Annotated in this window: 19 protein-coding genes; 13 read left to right on the plus strand and 6 right to left on the minus strand. The window is 69.2% G+C overall.

Annotated elements, in window-relative coordinates; all coding sequences use genetic code 11:
- Positions 1 to 28: 28 nt before the first annotated feature.
- From pelA to CSW62_RS06150, 4 genes are all read right to left on the minus strand, one after another.
- Positions 29 to 1,336, minus strand: coding sequence for a pectate lyase (gene pelA / locus CSW62_RS06135; RefSeq protein ID WP_099576275.1), 1,308 nt, complete (start codon positions 1,334 to 1,336; stop codon positions 29 to 31).
- 93 nt (positions 1,337 to 1,429) lie between these two features.
- Complete coding sequence (locus CSW62_RS06140) at positions 1,430 to 2,593, minus strand: glutathionylspermidine synthase family protein (RefSeq protein ID WP_099576276.1); 1,164 nt, start codon at positions 2,591 to 2,593, stop codon at positions 1,430 to 1,432.
- Positions 2,593 to 3,351, minus strand: a complete 759-nt coding sequence (locus CSW62_RS06145; protein ID WP_099576277.1) for a PspA/IM30 family protein — start codon at positions 3,349 to 3,351, stop codon at positions 2,593 to 2,595. Before CSW62_RS06145 ends, CSW62_RS06140 begins: the two co-directional genes overlap by 1 nt.
- A gap of 24 nt (positions 3,352 to 3,375) precedes the next feature.
- Positions 3,376 to 4,047 carry a YjfI family protein gene (locus CSW62_RS06150; RefSeq protein ID WP_099576278.1) on the minus strand — a complete coding sequence of 224 codons (672 nt, stop codon included), beginning with the start codon at positions 4,045 to 4,047 and terminating at the stop codon, positions 3,376 to 3,378.
- A 155-nt stretch (positions 4,048 to 4,202) separates the two neighbouring features.
- Between CSW62_RS06150 and CSW62_RS06155 the strand changes: the two genes are divergently transcribed.
- The 4 genes from CSW62_RS06155 (at position 4,203) to CSW62_RS06170 (ending at position 6,561) form a co-directional block, all read left to right on the plus strand.
- Positions 4,203 to 4,850 carry a YjfK family protein gene (locus CSW62_RS06155; protein WP_099576279.1) on the plus strand — a complete coding sequence of 216 codons (648 nt, stop codon included), beginning with the start codon at positions 4,203 to 4,205 and terminating at the stop codon, positions 4,848 to 4,850.
- Positions 4,851 to 4,866: 16 nt separating this feature from the next.
- Positions 4,867 to 5,280, plus strand: coding sequence for a DUF350 domain-containing protein (locus CSW62_RS06160; protein WP_099576280.1), 414 nt, complete (start codon positions 4,867 to 4,869; stop codon positions 5,278 to 5,280).
- A gap of 11 nt (positions 5,281 to 5,291) precedes the next feature.
- A complete protein-coding gene (locus CSW62_RS06165; RefSeq protein ID WP_099576281.1) occupies positions 5,292 to 5,930 on the plus strand; it encodes a DUF1190 domain-containing protein in 639 nt (212 codons plus the stop codon).
- A 145-nt stretch (positions 5,931 to 6,075) separates the two neighbouring features.
- Positions 6,076 to 6,561 (plus strand): hypothetical protein, encoded by a 486-nt coding sequence (locus CSW62_RS06170; protein WP_099576282.1) that lies wholly within the window; start codon positions 6,076 to 6,078, stop codon positions 6,559 to 6,561.
- 7 nt (positions 6,562 to 6,568) lie between these two features.
- Here CSW62_RS06170 and CSW62_RS06175 read toward each other — a convergent pair whose 3' ends face one another.
- Positions 6,569 to 7,306: a copper homeostasis protein CutC gene (locus tag CSW62_RS06175; RefSeq protein WP_099576283.1), complete on the minus strand. Its 738-nt coding sequence runs from the start codon at positions 7,304 to 7,306 to the stop codon at positions 6,569 to 6,571.
- A 54-nt stretch (positions 7,307 to 7,360) separates the two neighbouring features.
- On the opposite strand from CSW62_RS06175, the gene CSW62_RS06180 reads away from it, so the two are divergent.
- The 9 genes from CSW62_RS06180 (at position 7,361) to CSW62_RS06220 (ending at position 17,679) form a co-directional block, all read left to right on the plus strand.
- Positions 7,361 to 8,389: a N(4)-(beta-N-acetylglucosaminyl)-L-asparaginase gene (locus CSW62_RS06180; RefSeq protein ID WP_099576284.1), complete on the plus strand. Its 1,029-nt coding sequence runs from the start codon at positions 7,361 to 7,363 to the stop codon at positions 8,387 to 8,389.
- An 80-nt stretch (positions 8,390 to 8,469) separates the two neighbouring features.
- A complete protein-coding gene (locus tag CSW62_RS06185) occupies positions 8,470 to 9,333 on the plus strand; it encodes a dienelactone hydrolase family protein (RefSeq protein WP_099576285.1) in 864 nt (287 codons plus the stop codon).
- 210 nt (positions 9,334 to 9,543) lie between these two features.
- Positions 9,544 to 10,569: a purine nucleoside permease gene (locus CSW62_RS06190; protein ID WP_099576286.1), complete on the plus strand. Its 1,026-nt coding sequence runs from the start codon at positions 9,544 to 9,546 to the stop codon at positions 10,567 to 10,569.
- Between the two features lie 185 nt (positions 10,570 to 10,754).
- Positions 10,755 to 11,108 carry a MarR family winged helix-turn-helix transcriptional regulator gene (locus CSW62_RS06195; protein WP_369827542.1) on the plus strand — a complete coding sequence of 118 codons (354 nt, stop codon included), beginning with the start codon at positions 10,755 to 10,757 and terminating at the stop codon, positions 11,106 to 11,108.
- A gap of 12 nt (positions 11,109 to 11,120) precedes the next feature.
- Positions 11,121 to 13,139, plus strand: coding sequence for an FUSC family protein (locus CSW62_RS06200; RefSeq protein WP_099576288.1), 2,019 nt, complete (start codon positions 11,121 to 11,123; stop codon positions 13,137 to 13,139).
- Complete coding sequence (locus CSW62_RS06205) at positions 13,136 to 13,345, plus strand: DUF1656 domain-containing protein (protein ID WP_099576289.1); 210 nt, start codon at positions 13,136 to 13,138, stop codon at positions 13,343 to 13,345. Before CSW62_RS06200 ends, CSW62_RS06205 begins: the two co-directional genes overlap by 4 nt.
- 2 nt (positions 13,346 to 13,347) lie before the next feature.
- On the plus strand, positions 13,348 to 14,229 hold the full coding sequence (locus CSW62_RS06210; RefSeq protein WP_099576290.1) for an efflux RND transporter periplasmic adaptor subunit: 882 nt from the start codon (positions 13,348 to 13,350) through the stop codon (positions 14,227 to 14,229).
- Positions 14,226 to 15,644: an efflux transporter outer membrane subunit gene (locus CSW62_RS06215; RefSeq protein WP_099576291.1), complete on the plus strand. Its 1,419-nt coding sequence runs from the start codon at positions 14,226 to 14,228 to the stop codon at positions 15,642 to 15,644. Before CSW62_RS06210 ends, CSW62_RS06215 begins: the two co-directional genes overlap by 4 nt.
- A 55-nt stretch (positions 15,645 to 15,699) precedes the next feature.
- Positions 15,700 to 17,679 carry a TonB-dependent receptor gene (locus CSW62_RS06220; protein WP_099576292.1) on the plus strand — a complete coding sequence of 660 codons (1,980 nt, stop codon included), beginning with the start codon at positions 15,700 to 15,702 and terminating at the stop codon, positions 17,677 to 17,679.
- Between the two features lie 9 nt (positions 17,680 to 17,688).
- Here CSW62_RS06220 and CSW62_RS06225 read toward each other — a convergent pair whose 3' ends face one another.
- The gene (locus tag CSW62_RS06225) at positions 17,689 to 18,435 is read right to left on the minus strand and encodes a Crp/Fnr family transcriptional regulator (protein WP_099576293.1); all 747 of its coding nucleotides are present in this window, start codon (positions 18,433 to 18,435) and stop codon (positions 17,689 to 17,691) included.
- Positions 18,436 to 18,447: the final 12 nt, after the last annotated feature.

An 18,447-nucleotide genomic window follows, 5' to 3' on the forward strand; every position in this document is an offset into this window, starting at 1 on the left:
CAGGGAAGGGCGGCTTGGGATTTAAGGCCTAGGTGGCCGGGTGGCTCTTCGCCCAGCCCTCATAGGCCTTGATCGCCTTGGCCGGCGCCGTGCCGAACCAGGAATAGCCGTTGCGGCGCTCCAGCGAGAGCTCGTTGGCGTTGTCGCGCAGGGTCTTGTCGCGTTCGCCAAAGACCGGCTGGCCAGCGGTGTCGTAGTAGCGCGACCAAAGCGGACCCGCGCCCGGCTGGTCGACCAGCCGGCGGCCTTCGGGGTCGCCTTTCCCGCCGGTCCAGGCCTTGCCCATGATCGCAGCGCCCTTCAGCCAGGCTACGCCCGCATGGACGGCGGCCACTTCCGCTGGGGTCGGGTCGGGCAGGCTCATCAGATAGACCAGCAGGTCGGCGCTCTCGCCCGTCGAGAGGGCCGGCGGCTCGAAGTTGCGACCGGCGACCGGGGCCAGGGTGAAGGGGTCGGCCTGCTGGCCCCAGATCGTCAGCTTGCCGCCGACGCGGATCTGCGAGGCGACGATGACCTCGCGACCCTTCCGGGCGGCGACGCCGGCCTTGGCGCGCAGGTCGGCGGGCACGAAGGCGAAGTCGGCCTTGGCTTCGAAGACCTCGGTCAGCAGATCGGCGGCTTCCGAAACGGCGTTGTCATTGAAGGTGACCGCATCATGGTAGCCCCCTTCCAGCGGCCAGACCTGCGGCCAGCCGCCGTTCGGAAACTGCGCGGCCAGCAGGTAGCGCACACCCTTCAGGAAGCTCGTCCGATAGGCCTCGCCCTCCTTGCCCGGGAGCTGGCCTGCGACTTTGGCGAGAAAGCGCATCTCGGTGATGGTCGCGTTGTTGTCCAGCGTGCCGACATAACCCCAGGCGGGGTCGCGGGCGGCGTCGAAATCGGCCTCGCTGAGGTGCTTGGAATTGTTGTCGGCGTGCCAGGGTTGGCCCGGCAGGCGCAGGGCTCCGGTGCGGTCCTCGTTCTTGCTCCAGCCGCCGGACGGCGTCTGGAAGCTGACGATAACGTCGGCGATGTGGCGCGCCTCGGGCGAGGCGTACCAGGCCGCATCCCTGTCCAAGGCCATGCCGTTGTCGCCATGACCGGTCGGCGGCGACGGCGGCGCGGCCTGGTCTGGCTCCAGCTCGGCGGCCAGGGCGGCGCGGTCGGCCTTTTCCTGGGCGGTCGATCGCTCGAGATAGGCCTTCCACGCCGGCTGCTGGGCGGCCGGCAGCTGGGCGATCCGCTCGGCGGTGATCGGCTGGGCCGGGACGTTGGTCCCGATCACGCTGGCGGACCCCGGCGCGGCCAGCAGGCTGGCGGACAACAGAAGGCCGATCATGGCGGTGCGGTGGGTCATCTGGACGTCTCTCCCCGGCAGGCGTCGTTGTCGTTGACCGCCTCGTCTCACGGGAATGATACCGGTTTCCTACCGCTATGAAACGGGTTGAAATCAGCCCTCGATGATGTGCGGGATGAACCGCGAGCGGTCCCGAGTCACTTGGCCGCGATCCTCGCGCACGCCGATGCCGGCGGCTTGGTCGCCGATCACCCAGGAGCCGACCACCGGATAGTTCACGCCGAACTTGGGCGGCGGCTTCAGTTCCTGCCGGATCCAGCCTTCCTGGCCATAGCCCAGGTCGAGCACCCGGCCCCGGCGGCCGTCCTTCCAGAGCTCGACATTGGCGCCCTCGCGGCTGAACAGCGGCTTGCGGGCGTAGCTGTTGCCCAACCGCTCGACCTTGGGATCGTCGTCAAAATAGGTCTCGAGCAGGTTCGGATGGCCCGGGTGGCGCTCCCACAGCAGCGGCAGCAGCGCCTTGTTCGACAGCACCGCCTTCCACGGCGGCTCGAGGAACAGGGTCTTGGAGCCGGCGATATTGGCCGCGTACGGCTCGCGCAGCATGTCCTCCCAGGGGTACAGCTTGAACATCGCCCCGACGATGTAGTTGTCCTGGTCAACGAAACGGCCGTCGGCGTCGAGGCCGATCGCCGTCATCGGCACGAACTTCGGCTCCAGCCCCGCCAGCCGCGCCATGTCCTCCAGGAACCGCACGGTCTGGCGGTCCTCGACGAAGTCCGGATCGCTGGCGAAGTGGACGAAGCCGCCGTTCGGGAAGATCGCCTTGAAGCGATCGGACAACTGGTCGTGCAGGCTGTTGAACTGGTCCGTGCTGTCCGGCAGCAGGTCTTGCTGGATCAGGTCCTCCAGCCACAGCCACTGGAAGACGCCAGCCTCATAGATGCTGGTCGGCGTGTCGGCGTTGTACTCATAGAGCTTGGGCGGGCCCGCCCCGTCGTAGAAGAAGTCGAAGCGGCCGTAGAGCGAGGGATCGCGCGCCGCCCACGAGGCGGCGACCAGATCGCGGGAGGCCTCGGGAATTCGCAGACGCGCCATCACGGCGTCGCTCTTCACCGCGTCGTCGACGAGGTCGAGACACAGCTGGTGCAGCGTCTCGGTCGCGGGCTCCAGATGGCCCTCGACCTCCTCCAGCGTGAAGGCGTAAGCGGCCCGTTCGTCCCAATAGCGACGGCCGTCAGCGTGGTGCCAGGTGAAGCCGACCGCCTCGGCCTTGGACTTCCAGTCGGGCCGAGGCGTCAGGGTGAGACGGCGCATCAGGCGTCCGAGCCGTCCTTGTGGACCTTCTGCTTGTCCTCGATGGCCAGCATCGGGGCGGGCAGAGCCTCGTCCTTCGGGGCCATCAGGCGGGCCAACACGTCCTCGGCGCCGCCACCGCCCGGCAGGATGCCGGCGGCCGCCAGCTTGGCGTCGAGATCCGCGCCGGTCTTGCGGTCTTCCGACTCGCTGTGCAGGCGGAACTGCTCCTCGCGGACCGACTGGCGCTCCTTGATGCGCTTGAGGCTGTCGGCGGCCGAGCCGACGACGCCGCTGGCCGAGCCCGAACGCGAGATGACCGCAGCCTGGGCCTTCTGGACGCTCTCGTTGACCTTCACGATCTCGATTTCGCGGCGCAGGGCTTCGACCTTGGTGTCGGTCTGGGCGATGATCGTGCGCAGCTTGTCCTCGGCCGTGCGCAGTTCGGTCATCTGCGTGGCCTTCTGGCCCGCGTCCTTCTCGAGGTCGGCGATGCGCTGGGCCACTTCCAGGGCCAGGGCCTGGTCGCCCTTGTTCATCGCCGCGCGGGCCGAGGACTCGTACTTGCGCGACTGGTCGGTGAGCTGGGCGACCTCGGTCTCCAGGCTGCGGCGGCGGGCGACCAGCTTGGCCAGCTCGTCCCGGGCCTTGCCCTGGGCGTTGTCGGCGTCGCGGATTTCCTGGTCCAGGATCCTCAGGGCGTTGGCGTCCACGATGGTTTGCGCGCCGTCATGCGCGGTCCCACGGAACAGGGCCGAGAGCTTGCTCCAGATCGACATCAGTAAGTCTCCAGGTCCGGTTCTTTAAGCGGCCGACGCGCGGCTTTTTTCGAAGGTGTCGCGCAGGTCGCTGGCGGCGGCGATGGCGTTGTCGGCCAGGGTGCGCAGCTCGATGATCAGCGTCTGCAAGGTGGTCTTGGACGAGATCTCGCCCATCAGCTCGTAATAGTCACGGCCGTCGACGCTGGTGATGCCGAAATTCGACAGCGGCACGATCTTCTGGGCCTTGAGCAGGAATTCGTTGAAGGCCGCGCGGTCGTTCTGCTCGTCGCAGGGCCACAGCAGGGTCGAGACGACCAACTGCAGCGCGCCGCCGCTGACATAGATCGGCAGGTCGCCGAATTCATTCATCACGACCTGCAGCACGGGCTCGACGCCCTCGACGACGGTGACGGTCATCTCGTCCGGGCGCACGAGGGCGCTTTCCACCAGCGCGTCGCGCAGGCTGTGGATCGTCCAGGCGGTGTCGATAACGGAGTCCATGTGTCTGACGCCCTTGGGGGGATGGGGGTTGGTTGCCAGGGTCGGCCCGCGGACCGACTCGACGACGATCGCTTGAACGGCCGAAAGGATGTCGGGCTTGCATGCCGCCGGCGCCCAGACTTCGATCTTGACGAAGCCGGCGTTCCGGCGGGCTTCACGCCACGCTCGGGTTCTTTCAGCGGCCTGGGCGCTTCGGGTCGATTTGGCAGGCATGCGTTACATGTACGCATAACATGTACGCTTGACAAGGCGTGGTTCGGCGTCATCCTGCGACCGACTTCACCCGAGGGCAAGTAGCGTTCGGGCGCTTTTGGCGTCGCACCACAAATAGGCGATGCGACCAGGATTTTGAGGGCTCGCGCACCGCGATGTTCGGAAAGCTTTTCGGCAACAAAGGCGGCGAGACCAGGTCCGCTCTGCCCGTGATCCGCAATGTCACGCTCGGTCGGACCGTGGTGCTGGATCCGCTGGCCTGGCGTCGGTTCGGGGCGGAAACCAAGTTCGCCCTCGACCGCGACACGCTGGAGATCACCGCCCAGGGGCTGATCCAGCTGAACGACGGCGCGTTCGTGCACCGCTTCTATACGGACGACGAAATCCTGTTCCAGGTCGTCTCGGACGACCGCGAGGGCCAGAAGGCGAACGACTTCACCGTCTTCATGCCTTGGGCCAGCGAGTATCCGGCCGACCGCGCCGATCGCGACCTGTGGGCCCAGCGCCTACGCGCTCGCACCTTTCAGCCCGAGGGCCTGCCCGCCTATACCCGCCTATGGTTCGGCGAGGAGGCCGGCGAGCAGGATCCCGTGACCCTATGGGAAGACGTCTACTACAACCGCGACGCCGAGCGGCCCGACCGCCGCCTCTTTCAGACCACCATGCTGTTCAACCGCGACCTCGCCGGCGGCGACGGGCGCGAGCTGCTCCTGGCCCTGACCTTGGAGCCCGAGGACAGCAAGGATGTCAGCCACGAAATGATGATCGGCCTGCCGCTTTCGGTGGGCGAATTCCGAGCCTAGGTAGGGGGCAAGCCAGATGTTCGACTTCACCGGATTCCAGGAAGGCGCGACCGCGTTCCTGCTGGCCTTCGTCGTGGCCGGCCTGTTCACGATCGCCTTCAAGTACATCTACCAGTGGGTCACGCCCTACAACGAGAAAGCCCTGATCCGCGCGGGCAACAACACCGCGGCCCTTGCCCTGGCTGGCGCGCTGATCGGCTACGCCCTGCCTCTGGCCTCGGCTCTGAGCCATACCGTCAGCCTGCCGGAGCTCGCCGCCTGGGCGACCCTGGCGGGGATCATCCAGATCGCCGCCTTCACAGGCGTGCGCCTGGTCGCCTTGCCCGACGTCAAGGCGCGGGTCGAGGCCAACGAGGTCTCGATCGGCATCTATCTGGCCGGCATCTCGATCGCGGTCGGCCTGCTGAACGCCGCCTGCATGACCGTCTGAGGATCAGAGCGATGACCATGCGCAAGCGCTCGAACTCCCTGAAGCTGACCACCATGCTGGCCGGCGCCACGGCCCTGACCCTGTCCGGTTGCGACGACCCCGGCGGCCAGGCCAGTTGGGATCCCAACAAGGGCGAGCAGGTCGAGGCCTTCAGCTACAAGACCCTGGAGGAGTGCAAGGCGGCCAACGAGGTCTCCGACGCCCAGTGCGACACCTCCTACGCCGCCGCCCAGAAGGACGACGCCAAGGACGCCCCGAAGTACGAGGCCCGCGCCTCGTGCGAGGACGTCTATGGCGTCGGCAACTGCGTGCCGCGCAGCCAGGCAAACGGCGGCGGCAGCTTCTTCACGCCGCTGCTGGCCGGCTTCGTGATCGGCCAGATGCTGGACGGCGGCTATCGCGGCACCGGCCTGTATCGCCGCGACGACCGCTATGGCGGCGGCTACTACTCGACCTGGGGCGGACACCTGGGCCGCGACTACAGCACCGGCCGCACGGTCATCAGCCGCGAGAGCATCGACCCGCCGGACGCGATCCGCAACGCTCCGCCCAAGGTCCAGACCCGCACCTCCGTCGTCTCGCGCGGCGGCTTCGGCGGCGGCCGCAGCTATGCCCATAGCGGCAGCTACAAGGGCGGTTTCGGCGGCTAGATCGGATCGATGCGTTTTTGCAATTGACTCGCAACTAGACATCCCATCTAGTTGCGATGTGTTCGCAAGAACGCGTCGGGCCGCTCACCGAGATCGGTTCGCCACGGCGGGTGTCGGCCCCCTGCTTGGCGAGGAGATTTCCGGCGTGCGGCCCGACCCTTTCTCAGAGAACCACCTGAACCATTGCGGCCCGGTCGGCCTGGCCGACGGCGAGCGGATCCTGCTCTGGATGCTCCGCCAATGGGTCACCGCCCGCGTGCTGGGCGAAGAACCCGGCCAACGGCTGTCGAAGAAGGCCGGCGCCCTCGTCTCGGCCCGCGTTGCCACCGCCTTCATCCTGATGATGAGCGCCATAGAGGGCCAGGTGCGCCGTCCGCTCTGCGTCTCCGCGCCCTGCTGCAAGGGCTATGCGGACGACGAGCAGCGCCTGATCACCGCTTGCGGCGTCTGCCCCGCCTCGCCCGAGATCGCCGGCCGCTTGATCGAGGGCCTGGTGATCACGCCCGAGAGCGTGACGGTGATGGCGCGGTTTCTCAATGCGGCCCTGGCCAATGACGGGATGGCGCTGCCGATGCGGTTCGATGAGCCGGAGGTTTCAGCATCTCAGACACGCCCGCCGACCCTGCAATGAACACCGGCTAGAGCGCTCTGAGAATCCGCGCCGCTTCAGCCACCGCCGCCTCATCCGTATCCCGCAGCTCCGGCGGCACGAAGCCCATCTCGTTCAGCTTCGACCCGGGCTCGGCGCCCGGGATCGGCCTGCCAAACGAGCCGTGCACCTCGCGCACGCCGGTCCGCTTCACCAGTTCGGCCACGTTCGAGGGCCGCACGCCGGCGCCGGCCAGGATCGCGATCCGGCCGTCGGCCTGCTGGACCAGCTCGGCGAGCTGTTCCGCGCCCGCCTGAGCCGTTAGGGCGCCGCCCGAGGTCAGGACCCGCTCAAAGCCCAGGGCGATCGCCGCCTCCAGCGCCACCGCCATGTCGGGAACCAGATCGAACGCGCGGTGCAGGGTCATGCCCAGCCCTCGGCTGTGCTCGACCAGCACCTCCAGCGCGGCGAGATCCAACTGTCCGTCGGGCAGGTTCGCCCCGATCGTCACGCCCGCGAGCCCGTATCGCCGCACGGCGTCGATGTCGCGCCGGATGTGGTCCAGGTCGCCGGCGTCGTAGCAGAAGTCGCCATTGCGAGGCCGGATCATCGGATAGATCGGGATCGGCGCCTCCGCCGCCAGGGCCATCAGCCCGGGGGCGGGGGTCAGGCCCTGCAGCGCCAAGGCCGAGCACAATTCGATGCGATCCGCGCCACCGGCGATCGCCGCCGCCAATCCAGCAGGCGTGTCGACACAGACTTCCAGAAGAATACGGTCGACGCTCATGGTCTGGCTCCAGGTCGTGCTAGGGATTCGGCGCGGTCTTCTTGGAGCATATGGATGTTGAATCGTAGAGGCCTGATCGGCGCTTCCCTGGTCGGATCGGCGATGCTGGGCGCCAAGGCGTCCGCCGCGGAGACCGTTACCAAGCTGGACGGCCCGTGCGTCATTTCCACCTGGGACTTCGGCGTCGCCGCCAACCAGGCGGCTTGGGCCGTGTTGTCCAAGGGCGGCCGGGCGCTGGACGCGGTCGAGGCCGGGGCGCGGGTGCCCGAGCAGGACCTCAAGAACCACAGCGTCGGCCGCGCCGGCTATCCGGATCGCGACGGCCACGTCTCGTTGGACGCCTGCATCATGGACGAGCTGGGCAACTGCGGCGCGGTCGCGGCCTTGGAGCACATCGCCCACCCGATCTCGGTCGCTCGCAAGGTCATGGAGAAGACCCCGCACGTGATGCTGGTCGGGGCTGGCGCCCTGCAGTTCGCGCTGGAGCAGGGTTTCCCTCGCGAGGAGCTGCTGACGCCTGAGTCCAAGATCGCCTGGGAGGCCTGGAAAAAGGACGCCAAGTACCAGCCCACGGCCAACAGCGAGAACGCCGACTACGGCAAGACCTCCGGTCAGCTGGGCACGCCGGGCGGGGCCAACAATCACGACACCATCGGCATGCTGGCCATCGACGCCAAGGGCGACATTTCCGGCGCCTGCACCACCAGCGGCATGGCCTGGAAGATGCGCGGCCGGGTGGGCGACAGCCCGATCATCGGCGCGGGCCTCTATGTCGACAACGAGGTCGGCGGCGCCACCTCGACCGGCGTCGGCGAGGAGGTGATCCGCAATGTCGGCAGCTTCCTGGTCGTGGAGCTGATGCGCCAGGGCCGCTCGCCCGAGGCCGCCTGCCGCGAAGCCGTCGAGCGCATCCTGAAGAAGAAGCCGAGCGCCAAGGCATTCCAGGTCGGCTTCCTGGCGGTCAACAAGAAGGGCGAGGTCGGAGCCTGGGCCATCCAGAGTGGCTTCAGCTACGCCCTGTGCGATGGCAAGAAGCAGGACCTGCTGCTGCCCGGAAAGGCGACCTATCAGCTGACCTCGTAAAGAGGACTGCTTGGAAAGAGGGTAGGCGGCCGGCGAGCGTGGTTATAGCGTGCCGGCCCAACCACTCGGAGGAGACCGCCATGTGCGATGACGACATCCACCCAGGCCTCGTGCACGATCCCCGCCTTTCGCGTCGCGCCTTCGGCCTGCTGACGGTCGCGGCCACCGGCGTCGCCACGGTCGCCCGCGCCGACGACACGGTCGAGGAGAAGGACGTCGAGGTGAAGACGCCGGATGGCGTGGCCGACGCGGCGCTGTTCTATCCGAAGGCCAAGGGCAAATGCCCGGCGGTGCTGCTGTGGCCCGACGTCATGAGCCTGCGCCCGGTGTTCCGCGACATGGGCCGCCGCCTGGCCTCGGCCGGCTATGTCGTGCTGGTCCCGAACCTCTATTACCGGATGAAGAAGGCGCCGGTGATCGAGGGGACGTTCAACTTCGCCAACCCCGACGACCGCGCCAAGCTGACGCCGCTGCGCGCCTCGGTGACGACGGAAGGCACGTTCAAGGACGCGGCGGCTTACATCGCCTTCCTGGACGCGCAAGCCAAGACCAACAAGGCCAAGAAGGCCGGCGTGCAGGGCTACTGCATGGGCGGTCCGCTGTCGTTCCGCACGGCCGCCGCGGTCCCGGCCAGGATCGGCGCGGTCGCCAGCTTCCACGGCGGCGGTCTGGTCACCGACAAGGAGGACAGCCCGCACCTGCTGATCCCCAAGACCCAGGCCGCGTACCTGATCGAGATCGCCGACAACGACGACAAGCAGGACCCCACCGCCAAGGACAAGCTGAAGGCCGCCTTCGAGGCCGCCAAGCGGCCGGCCCAGACCGAGGTCTTCGCCGGCGCCGCCCACGGTTGGACGGTGAAAGGCAGCCAGGTCTACAACGAGGCCGCCGCCGAGACGGCCTGGAGCAACCTGCTGGCGCTGTACAAGAAGGCGCTGGGCTAGGAACGTCGCGGCGCGCCTCTCTCGCCGGACGGGGGAGGCGCGCCGAACAGCCTCGAAATCGCGCAGAGAACAGGCAGGACCTGTCCTGGCGACTGGAACGCCGCCGCCACGTCGTCGTGGACGTTGACGCCTCCGGACGATGCACCGATAGCGTCGAGCCATGACTGACACCGCTGCCCGACAGGACATCCAGATCGCCGGAGCCAAGGCGTGAGGCTGCTGGCCGCCGTTCTCGCCGCGCTCGTCCTCACGGGCGGCGCCAAGGCGCAGGTTCCCGCCCCCGCCACTGCCCCGATCAAGGTCAAGGTCTTCGTCGCCGCCATGTTCGAGATCGGCGAGAACACCGGCGATCGCGCCGGCGAGTTCCAGCCCTGGTACGAGCGCTATTGGCGCCAGAGCCCGCCCAAGATCGTCAAGGGCGCTCTGAAGCCCGTCTACTGCAATCCCGAGGGGGTCTGCGGCTCGACCCTGGGCATGGGCAAGGTCAATGCATCGGCCTCGATGCAGGCCATTCTGCTGGATCCGGCCTACGACTTTTCACAGACCTATTTCGTCCTCAGCGGCGTCGGCGGGACGCCGCCTTCGCGCGGGACGATCGGCGACGTCTCCTGGGCGACCTGGCTGGTCGACTATGACCTCGGCCATCGCTGGGCCCCCGAAGAGAACACGCCCGGCGCGTCGACCTTCATGCCGCGCGCCGGCTACGAAGAGTACCGCCGCTTCAAGCTCGACCCGACCCTGGTCGGCTGGGCCGTGCGATGGTCCAAGGGCGCTCCCATGCAGGACAGCGACGACGCCCGCCGCTATCGCATGCGTTATGCCGACGCCCGGGCGCGCGCGGCGCCCTCCGTCATGGTCGGTACGCACATGACCGGCGACACCTTCTTCCACGGCCCCGGCCTGTCGAAGGAGGCGCAATCCATCGCCAAGCTTTACGGCGCCGACGACTATGTGATCACCGAGATGGAGGCCGCCGCCCTAGCCCTGGTGATCAAGCGCCAGTGGGGAACCGGGCGCATCCTGAGCCTGCGCGGGGCGGTCAACTTCGACCAGGGCGCGCCGGGTGAAACAACCCTGCAGCACCTCGACCCGGCGCCGGGCCAGACGGCCGGCGGCTTCGCCGAGACCGTCGCCAATATCGGCGTGGTTGGATCGCGCGTCGTGGACCACATCGTCGCCGAATGGCCGCGCTGGCGGGACGGCCCGCCGCCTCCCCATGAGGGGTGCAAGACTTGAGCGGCGTGCCCTTGCGACGAGATAGGTAGGATGCTATCTAATTTAGATAGGAAGCTACCTATTTAATCGATCGTTGTTCCATGACCTCTATTCGCACCCTCGACGAACGCGCCTTCGCCCAAGGCCTGCTGCGCCTGGCGCGGATCTATCGGCGCGAGGTGAACCGCGCCCTGGCCGCACATGGCATCTCGGACGCCAAGGCCATGCCGGTGCTGCACATCGCCCGCGCGGGTGGCGGCATGCGGCAGGGTATGCTGGCCGAGGAGATCGGGGTGGAGGGGCCATCGCTGGTCCGGATCCTCGATCAACTGAGCCAGGCGGGCCTGGTCGAGCGGCGCGATGATCCTTCGGACAAGCGCGCCAAGACCCTGCACCTGACGACCGACGGCCAGGCGCTGGCTGCGGTGGTCGAGGACGCCGTCCAGGTGGTGCGGGCTCAGCTGCTGGCCGACGTTGGCGACGCCGATCTCGCCGCCGCCGTTCGCACGTTCGCGGCCTTCGAGGCCGCCCTGGACGCCGCGGCCGGGCAGGGAGCCTAGAGCGCTTCCACCATGCTTCCCAAGTTCGATCGGCACACGCTGCTGTTCTCGGCGAACAGCTTCGCGGCGGCGATGCTCGCCCTCTATATCGGCTTCGCCCTGGGTCTGCCTCGCCCGTACTGGGCGATGACCACCGCCTACATCGTCAGCCAGCCGCTGGCCGGGGCCGTGCGGTCCAAGGCCGTCTATCGCGTGCTCGGCACCCTGCTGGGCGCGGCGGCCGCCGTCGCCTTCGTGCCCGCCCTGGTCAATGCGCCGGTGTTGCTGAGCCTGGTCCTGGCCCTGTGGGTCGGCGGCTGTCTGACCGTCTCGCTGCTGGACCGCACGCCGCGCAGCTATCTGCTGATGCTGGCCGGCTATACCGCCGCGATCATCGGCTTTCCCAGCGTCAACCAGCCTGGGGCGATCTTCGACATCGCCGTCTGGCGGGTGGTCGAGATCGGCCTGGGCATCGTCTGCGCGACCCTGACCCACAGCCTGATTTTCCCGCGTCCGGTCGGCGCCGTTCTCAAGGCGCGCCTGACGACCTGGCTGGGCGAGGCTGATCATTGGGCCTTGGATGTTCTGAAGGGCCAGGACGCCAAGGCCATCGCCCGCGATCGTCGCCACCTGGCCGCCGCCGCCAGCGAGATCCGGATGCTGGCTGTCCACCTGCCGTTCGACACCTCGCGTCTGCGCGAGACGACCGGCGTCGTCCGCGCCCTGCACGAGCGCATGCTACTGCTGATCCCGCTGCTGTCGGGCCTCGCCGACCGCATGGAGGCCCTGCGCGAGGTGCGCGACGCGCGCGTCCGCGCGGCCTTGAACACGGTGGTCGCCTGGATCGAGGCGGGCTCGCCCCGAGAACAAGGCCTGGATCTGATCGAGCGCCTGAATGACCTCGCCGCCCATCGGCGCGGCGCGAGCTGGTCGAACCTGCTGATCGAGAGCCTGCTGGTGCGTCTGTCGGAAACCGTTCGCGCCCTGGCCGAGGGCCACGCCTTGATGGCGCGTCTCGACAATCCCGACGCGCCGCTGTCGCCGGGGCTGGATGCTTCCACGCGCGCCAAGGGGATGCGCCCGATGCACGCCGACCTGCCCCTGGCCTTGCTGTCGGGTGGGGCGGCGGTGATCGCCATCCTGCTGTCCAGCGCCACCTGGATACTGTCCGGCTGGGGCGACGGCGCCTCGGCCCCGGTCATGGCGGCGGTGTTCTGCTGCTTCTTCGCGGCGATGGACGATCCGGTGCCGGCCATCAAGAGCTTTGGCCTGTTCACCCTGGCCTCGCTGCCGCTGTCGGCGCTCTACATGTTCGCCATCCTGCCGGCGATCGACGGCTTCCCGATGCTGCTGATGGTGATGGCCCCGCCGCTGCTGTTCCTCGGCCTCTATATTCCTGACCCGAAGCGCATGGGCGCGGCCCTGGCCATGCTGATCGGCTTCTGCAACGCCCTGACCCTGCAGGAGACCTTCAGCGCCGACTTCGCCAGCTTCCTGAACGGCAATCTGGCCCAGTTCGTCGGCCTGCTGTTCGCGATCATCGTCACCGCCGGCCTGCGCTCGATGGGCGTGGACGCCAGCGCGAGGCGGCTGCTGGTCCGCACCTGGCGCGGCCTGTCCCGCCTGGCGCGCGCTCGCCAGGCCCCGGAGCCAGCCGCGTTCGCCGCCATCCTGGTCGATCGGCTCGGCATGCTGACGCCCAAGCTGGCGGAGGCGGGCGCTCACCAGGACTTCGTCGGCGTCGACGCGCTGCGCGACCTGCGAGTGGGCATGAACCTGGTCGCCGTCCAGACCGCTCGCCCGGATCTGCCGCCCCAAAGCCGGGACCAGCTGGACGCCGCCCTCGACGGTGTCGGCGACCACTTCGCCGCCCTGGCCGCCGGCGAGGCCCGCAAGCCCAGCGCGGACCTTTTGACGCGCATCGACGCCGCTCTGCTCGGCCTGTCGATCGCCCCCGGCGCCTCGGCCGTCCAGGGCCTGTCGGGCCTCGTCGGCCTGCGCCGCAACCTGTTCCCGGAGGCCCCGGCCTTCCTTCCGGAGATCGCCCGATGATCGGCGAATTCGCCATCGACGGGGTCTTCCTGTCGTCCGTCCTGGTCTCGGCGGTGATCGCCCTGGCCGCCTCGTTCGTCCTGCGGCGCGCGCTGTCCAGGGTCGGAGCCTACCGCTTCGTCTGGCACCCGGCGCTGTTCGACACCGCCCTGTTCGTCATCCTCTGGGCCGTCGTCGTGACGGTCCCATCCCCGCTGAAACCGTGATCATGCCCCCGCTGAAGACCCTTCCGCCGACTATCGCCCGCGTCGCCGTCACCGGCGCCGTCGTCATCGCCGCCCTGGTCGGCGGCAAGGCGCTGTGGACCCACTACCAGGTCGATCCCTGGACCCGCGACGGCCGCGTCCGCGCCGATGTGGTGCAGGTGACGCCCGACGTCTCGGGCCTGGTCACCCGCGTCGACGCCGTCAACGACCAGGCGGTCAAGGCCGGTCAGGCGCTGTTCTATGTCGACCGCGATCGCTACGCCCTGGCTTTGCGTCAGGCCGATGCTGCAGTGGAAGTCCAGCGCGTGACCTTGGCCCAAGCCCGCCGCGAGCTGGCGCGCAACCGCGCGCTCGGCGAGCTGGTCGCCGGCGAGGTCACCGAGCAGAGCCTGTCCAAGGTCGAGCAGTCGCAAGCCGCCTTGTCCCAGGCCGTGGCGACGCGCGACGTAGCGGCGCTGAACCTGCAACGAACAGTCGTGACCGCCCCGACGGACGGTTTCCTGTCGGACCTGACCTTGCGCACCGGCGACTACGTCACCGCCGGCAAGCCGGTGCTGGCCCTGATCGACAGCCGCTCGTTCCGGGTCGAGGGCTATTTCGAGGAGACCAAGCTGTCGTCCTTGCGCATTGGTCAGCCGGTCACCGTCAAGGTGATGGGCGACGGCCGACCGCTGAAGGGCCACATCCAGTCGATCGCCGTCGGCATCGAGGACCGCGACCGCGCCGCCAGCGGCAATCTTCTGCCCAACGTCAACCCGACCTTCAGCTGGGTGCGCCTGGCCCAGCGGGTCCCGGTGCGGGTCGCCTTGGACCAGACGCCGCGTGACCTGCGCCTGATCGCCGGCCGCACCGCCACCGTTGCTGTGGTGGGAGCCGGTCGATGAGCCCGCTCAAGGCCTTGGCGGTCGCCAGTTCGCTGCTGGCCTTGACCGCCTGCACGACGGTCGGACCAAATTACAAGCTGCCGGAAGACGCCAAGATCAAAGCCCCGACCGCGCAAGGCGCGTTCATGGGCGCGGCGTCGAAGGCCGTCAGCCAGGACCCGGTCCCGGCCGGCTGGTGGAAGCTCTATGACGACCCGGTCCTGAACGGCCTGGTCGAGGAGGCGCTGAAGGCCAATACCGACCTGCGCGTCGCGGCCGCCAACCTTGCGCGGGCTCGCGCCATCGCCGGCGAGGCCGACCATGCGGGCGGCTTCAAGGTCGGCGCCTCGGCGGCCGCCATGCACAGCCGAGAGTCCGGCGAGCAGTTCCTGAAGGCCGAGCAACTGCCGGTCGAGAACCTGGCCGATGTCGGGGTGAAGGTCTCGTATCAGGTCGATCTGGTGGGCCGCATCAAGCGCGTCGCCGAGGCCGCCCATGCCGACGCCGAGGCTTCGCAAGCGGCTCTGGATCTGGCCCGCGTCAGCGTCGCCGCCGATGTCGCCCGCGCCTATGTCGAGGCCTGCGCCAATGGCCACGAGCGGGCCGTCGCCCAGAGGACCTTGGATCTTCAGAGCCGTAGTCTGGCGGTCACGCAGAAGTTGGTGAAGGCCGGTCGCGGCACTGCGGTCGATGTCACCCGCGCCCAGGCCCAATTGGACCTGTCGCGCGCCAGCCTGCCGGCCTTCCAGAGCCGCCGCCGTGCGGCGCTCTATCGCCTGGCGACCCTGACCGGCAAGCCGCCGGCCGAGTTCCCCAAGGCGGTCGAGGCCTGCGTGGCGCCGCCGATCTTGGCCAAGCCGATCCCAGTCGGCGATGGCGCCGCCCTGCTGAAGCGTCGCCCCGACGTGCGCCAGGCCGAGCGGGCCCTGGCCGGCGCCACCGCTCGGATAGGCGTCGCCACCGCCGCCCTCTATCCGAACATCACCCTGGGCCTGGGCGCCGGCTCGACGGGCCTGCTGGCCGACATCGGCCAGGCGCCCGCCAACCGCTGGGGCCTAAGCTCACTGATCAGCTGGACACTGCCGGGCGAGGGCGAGCGAGCCCTCATCCGCCAGGCCGAAGCCGGGGCCGACGGCGCTCTGGCCCGGTTCGACGGTGTGGTGCTAACGGCCCTGCGCGAGACCGAGACCAGCCTTGACGCCTACGCTCATGACCTGCAGCGCCAGGCTGCCTTGAGGGCGGCCCGGGATCAGGCCGCCTTGGCCGAGACCCAGGCCCAGACCCTGTACCGCGCCGGTCGCAGCCCGTACCTGATCGGCCTCGACGCCCAGCGCACTTTGGTTCAGTCCGAGGCGGCCCTGGCGGCGACCGACAGCCAGGTGGCGATCGACCAGGTGAACCTGTTCCTCGCCCTGGGCGGTGGCTGGGAACGATAGCGGCGCGGTGCGGCTTTGGGCTAAGCATAGCCCTTCGCCACAGTAGAGTTCGCCCGTGCCGCTTGACGCCCCGCCGCCCTCTGTTTCCACGGTCGTCGTCGAGGCGCCGCGGCTGCTGCCGCTGGCCGGGCAGGAAGCCTTCTCCACCGCCTACTATGACGCCGCAGAGCTGGGCGCCCGGGCGCGGCTGGACGACGTGCTGAAGACCACGCCCGGCGTCTCGCTGTTCCGCCGCACAGGCAGCGACGGCGCCAACCCGACCATCCAGGGGCTTTCGCTGCGCTCCGTCGCGCCCTCGGGAGCGGGCCGGGCGCTGGTCACCCTGGACGGCGCGCCGCAGAACGATCCGTTCGGCGGCTGGGTGATCTGGACCGCGCTGCCGGGCGAGGGTCTTTCCGGCGCGACGATCGTGCGCGGCGCGGGGGCGGGCCCCTATGGCGCCGGCGCCCTGACCGGCGTCGTGGCCCTGCGCGAGCGGGCGGCCGGCGGCGGCCTGACCAGCTTCACGGCCGAGGCCCGCGAGCGCGACGGCTGGCGCGCGGCGGGGACGTTCGGTACCGAGCATCTGCTGCTGACCGCCAGCGGTTCGCGCACCGACGGCTATCGGCCTGTGCGGGGGGCGGCGGCTGGGGCGGCCGATACGCCTACAACCTTGGAGGACGGTTCGATCGCGGCCAGGGTCCAGGGCGACCTCGGCGAGGTGCGATGGGCGCTCCGCGCCGGGGCCTACCAGGAAAAGCGCGACGCCGGCCTGGTCGGCGCTCAATCGAACGCCACCGGCGCTTCGCTGGCCGCGACCGTGGCGACCGACACCTGGCGGGTGCAGGCCTGGGTTCGCCGCAGCGATCTCGAAAACACCTCCGCCGCCGTCGCCGCCGGCCGGGCCGGCACGACCCCGGCCAACGACCAGTACTCGACCCCGGCCAGCGGCTACGGCCTCAACGCCGCCTGGCAGGGCGCGCTGGGGGAGTGGACGTGGGAACTGGGCGGCGACGCCCGCATGACCGAGGGCAGAACCCACGAGCTCTTCCGCTATATGGCCGGCAGCTTCACCCGCCAGCGTACGGCTGGCGGCCGGACCCTGGTGGGCGGGGTCTACGCCGAGACCGCCTGGAACCGACCGGACTTCTCCCTGGTCGCCGGGGCGCGGCTGGACGGTTGGCGCTCCTATAGCGGCGTCCGGCGCGAGCGGGACACGACCACCGGCGCCCTGACTCTGGACTCTCCGCCGGCCAACGCCGCGGGCGCGACGCCTACGGGGCGCATCGGCGTGCGTCAGCGGCTGTCGGGCGAGACCTGGGCGCGGGCGGCGGCCTATGCCGGCTTCCGACCGCCGACGCTCAACGAGCTGCACCGCCCGTTTCGCGTGGGCAACGATGTCACCGAGGCCAACGCCGCCCTGAAGCCCGAGACCCTCTACGGGATCGAGACCGGTCTTTCGGGTAATGGCGTCGCCCGGTGGAACCTCGGGGTCTTCTACAATCAGGTCCGGGATCCGATCACCAACGTCACGATCGGCACAGGCCCGGGGACCTTCCCGGTCGCGGGCTTCATCCCGGCTGGCGGCGTGCTGCGCCAGCGCCAGAACGCCGGACAGATCAACGCCTATGGCCTGGAAGGCGACATCGCCGCCGACCTCTCGCCGGCCTGGACGGTGCGCGCGGCCTTCTCCGCGACCCATGCCCGCGTCGATGGCGGTGCGGCGGCCGCCCAGCTGACCGACAAGCGTCCGGCCCAGGCGCCGGCCCTGACGGTCACCGCCGGCGCGCGCTGGCGGCCGCTGGAGCGCCTCAGCCTCGATGCGGACCTGCGCTACGAGAGCAAGCGGTTCGAGGACGACCTGAACCAGCGCGCGCTGAAGGCCGGGACCAGCGTCGACTTGCGCGCGGGCTGGAAGCTCTCGCCCGCGGCCGAGGTCTACCTCGCCGCCGATAATGCGCTCGACGCCAACCTGGCGGTTGGTCAGACGGCGGACGGTGTCACCAGCTATTCTGCCCCGCGCACGGTCTATGTGGGCTTCGCGCTCAGGCGATAGCCCGAGGCGCTAGAGCTCGCCGCCGATCCGCTCGATCTCTGCGGCAAGGGCCGGCAGGTCGAGGACATGCAGGGTGCGGCCGGTCTGTCTGACGATCTCCAGGCTGGCCAGGCGATTGAGCTCGCGCGTCACCGGCTCGCGCTGGCTGCCCAGCAGGGCGGCGAGTTCGGCGTGGGTGGGGCAGGGGTGGATGACGCCGGTCTGGCCGTCGTCGCTGCTGGCCGTGGCCAGGCGCAGGATCTCGATATCGACCCGGCAGGCCACCGAGACGGCGGTGAGTTCGAACAATCGGTCCGTCAGAGCGCGGGTCAGCCCGGCCATGTCCTCCAGCAGCGCCCGCATGAAGCGCGGCGAGTTCTCGAATAGGCGGCGGACCAGGCTCTGGGGCAGGCGGGCGAGCCGGGAGTCCTCGACGGCCACGATATTGGCCGAGCGCGGCAGGCCATCGATGGCCGAGATCTCGCCGAAGTAGCCGCCGGGGGTGATCCGGCGATAGCCGACCTCCCGCCCTGATTTGGCGTACTGATTGGCCAGCAGCACGCCGTCGAGCAGCAGATAGATGCCGCCGTCCTGGTCTCGACGCTGCAGGATCATCTCGCCCTTGCCGTAGGACCGATGCTCGATCGACGGCGCCAGGGCCTCGATCTCCTCGCGCGACATGTGCCGGAAGATCTTGTTGGCGCGATAGTCTTTGGACGGTTGCTCGAACATCGTATGGCTGACGGTGCGTGGGGGCGATGATGGAATCACGGTCATCGGGTACGCTCC

Source organism: Caulobacter sp. FWC2, from assembly GCF_002742625.1.
Taxonomy (GTDB): Bacteria; Pseudomonadota; Alphaproteobacteria; order Caulobacterales; family Caulobacteraceae; genus Caulobacter.

Coding starts and splice junctions, on each gene's coding strand:
- pelA (WP_099576275.1), bottom strand. CDS start 1,336: ATGACCCACCGCACCGCCATGATCGGCCTTCTGTTGTCCGCCAGCCTG.
- CSW62_RS06140 (WP_099576276.1), bottom strand. CDS start 2,593: ATGCGCCGTCTCACCCTGACGCCTCGGCCCGACTGGAAGTCCAAGGCC.
- CSW62_RS06145 (WP_099576277.1), bottom strand. CDS start 3,351: ATGTCGATCTGGAGCAAGCTCTCGGCCCTGTTCCGTGGGACCGCGCAT.
- CSW62_RS06150 (WP_099576278.1), bottom strand. CDS start 4,047: ATGCCTGCCAAATCGACCCGAAGCGCCCAGGCCGCTGAAAGAACCCGA.
- CSW62_RS06155 (WP_099576279.1), top strand. CDS start 4,203: ATGTTCGGAAAGCTTTTCGGCAACAAAGGCGGCGAGACCAGGTCCGCT.
- CSW62_RS06160 (WP_099576280.1), top strand. CDS start 4,867: ATGTTCGACTTCACCGGATTCCAGGAAGGCGCGACCGCGTTCCTGCTG.
- CSW62_RS06165 (WP_099576281.1), top strand. CDS start 5,292: ATGACCATGCGCAAGCGCTCGAACTCCCTGAAGCTGACCACCATGCTG.
- CSW62_RS06175 (WP_099576283.1), bottom strand. CDS start 7,306: ATGAGCGTCGACCGTATTCTTCTGGAAGTCTGTGTCGACACGCCTGCT.
- CSW62_RS06180 (WP_099576284.1), top strand. CDS start 7,361: ATGTTGAATCGTAGAGGCCTGATCGGCGCTTCCCTGGTCGGATCGGCG.
- CSW62_RS06185 (WP_099576285.1), top strand. CDS start 8,470: ATGTGCGATGACGACATCCACCCAGGCCTCGTGCACGATCCCCGCCTT.
- CSW62_RS06200 (WP_099576288.1), top strand. CDS start 11,121: ATGCTTCCCAAGTTCGATCGGCACACGCTGCTGTTCTCGGCGAACAGC.
- CSW62_RS06205 (WP_099576289.1), top strand. CDS start 13,136: ATGATCGGCGAATTCGCCATCGACGGGGTCTTCCTGTCGTCCGTCCTG.
- CSW62_RS06210 (WP_099576290.1), top strand. CDS start 13,348: ATGCCCCCGCTGAAGACCCTTCCGCCGACTATCGCCCGCGTCGCCGTC.
- CSW62_RS06215 (WP_099576291.1), top strand. CDS start 14,226: ATGAGCCCGCTCAAGGCCTTGGCGGTCGCCAGTTCGCTGCTGGCCTTG.
- CSW62_RS06225 (WP_099576293.1), bottom strand. CDS start 18,435: ATGACCGTGATTCCATCATCGCCCCCACGCACCGTCAGCCATACGATG.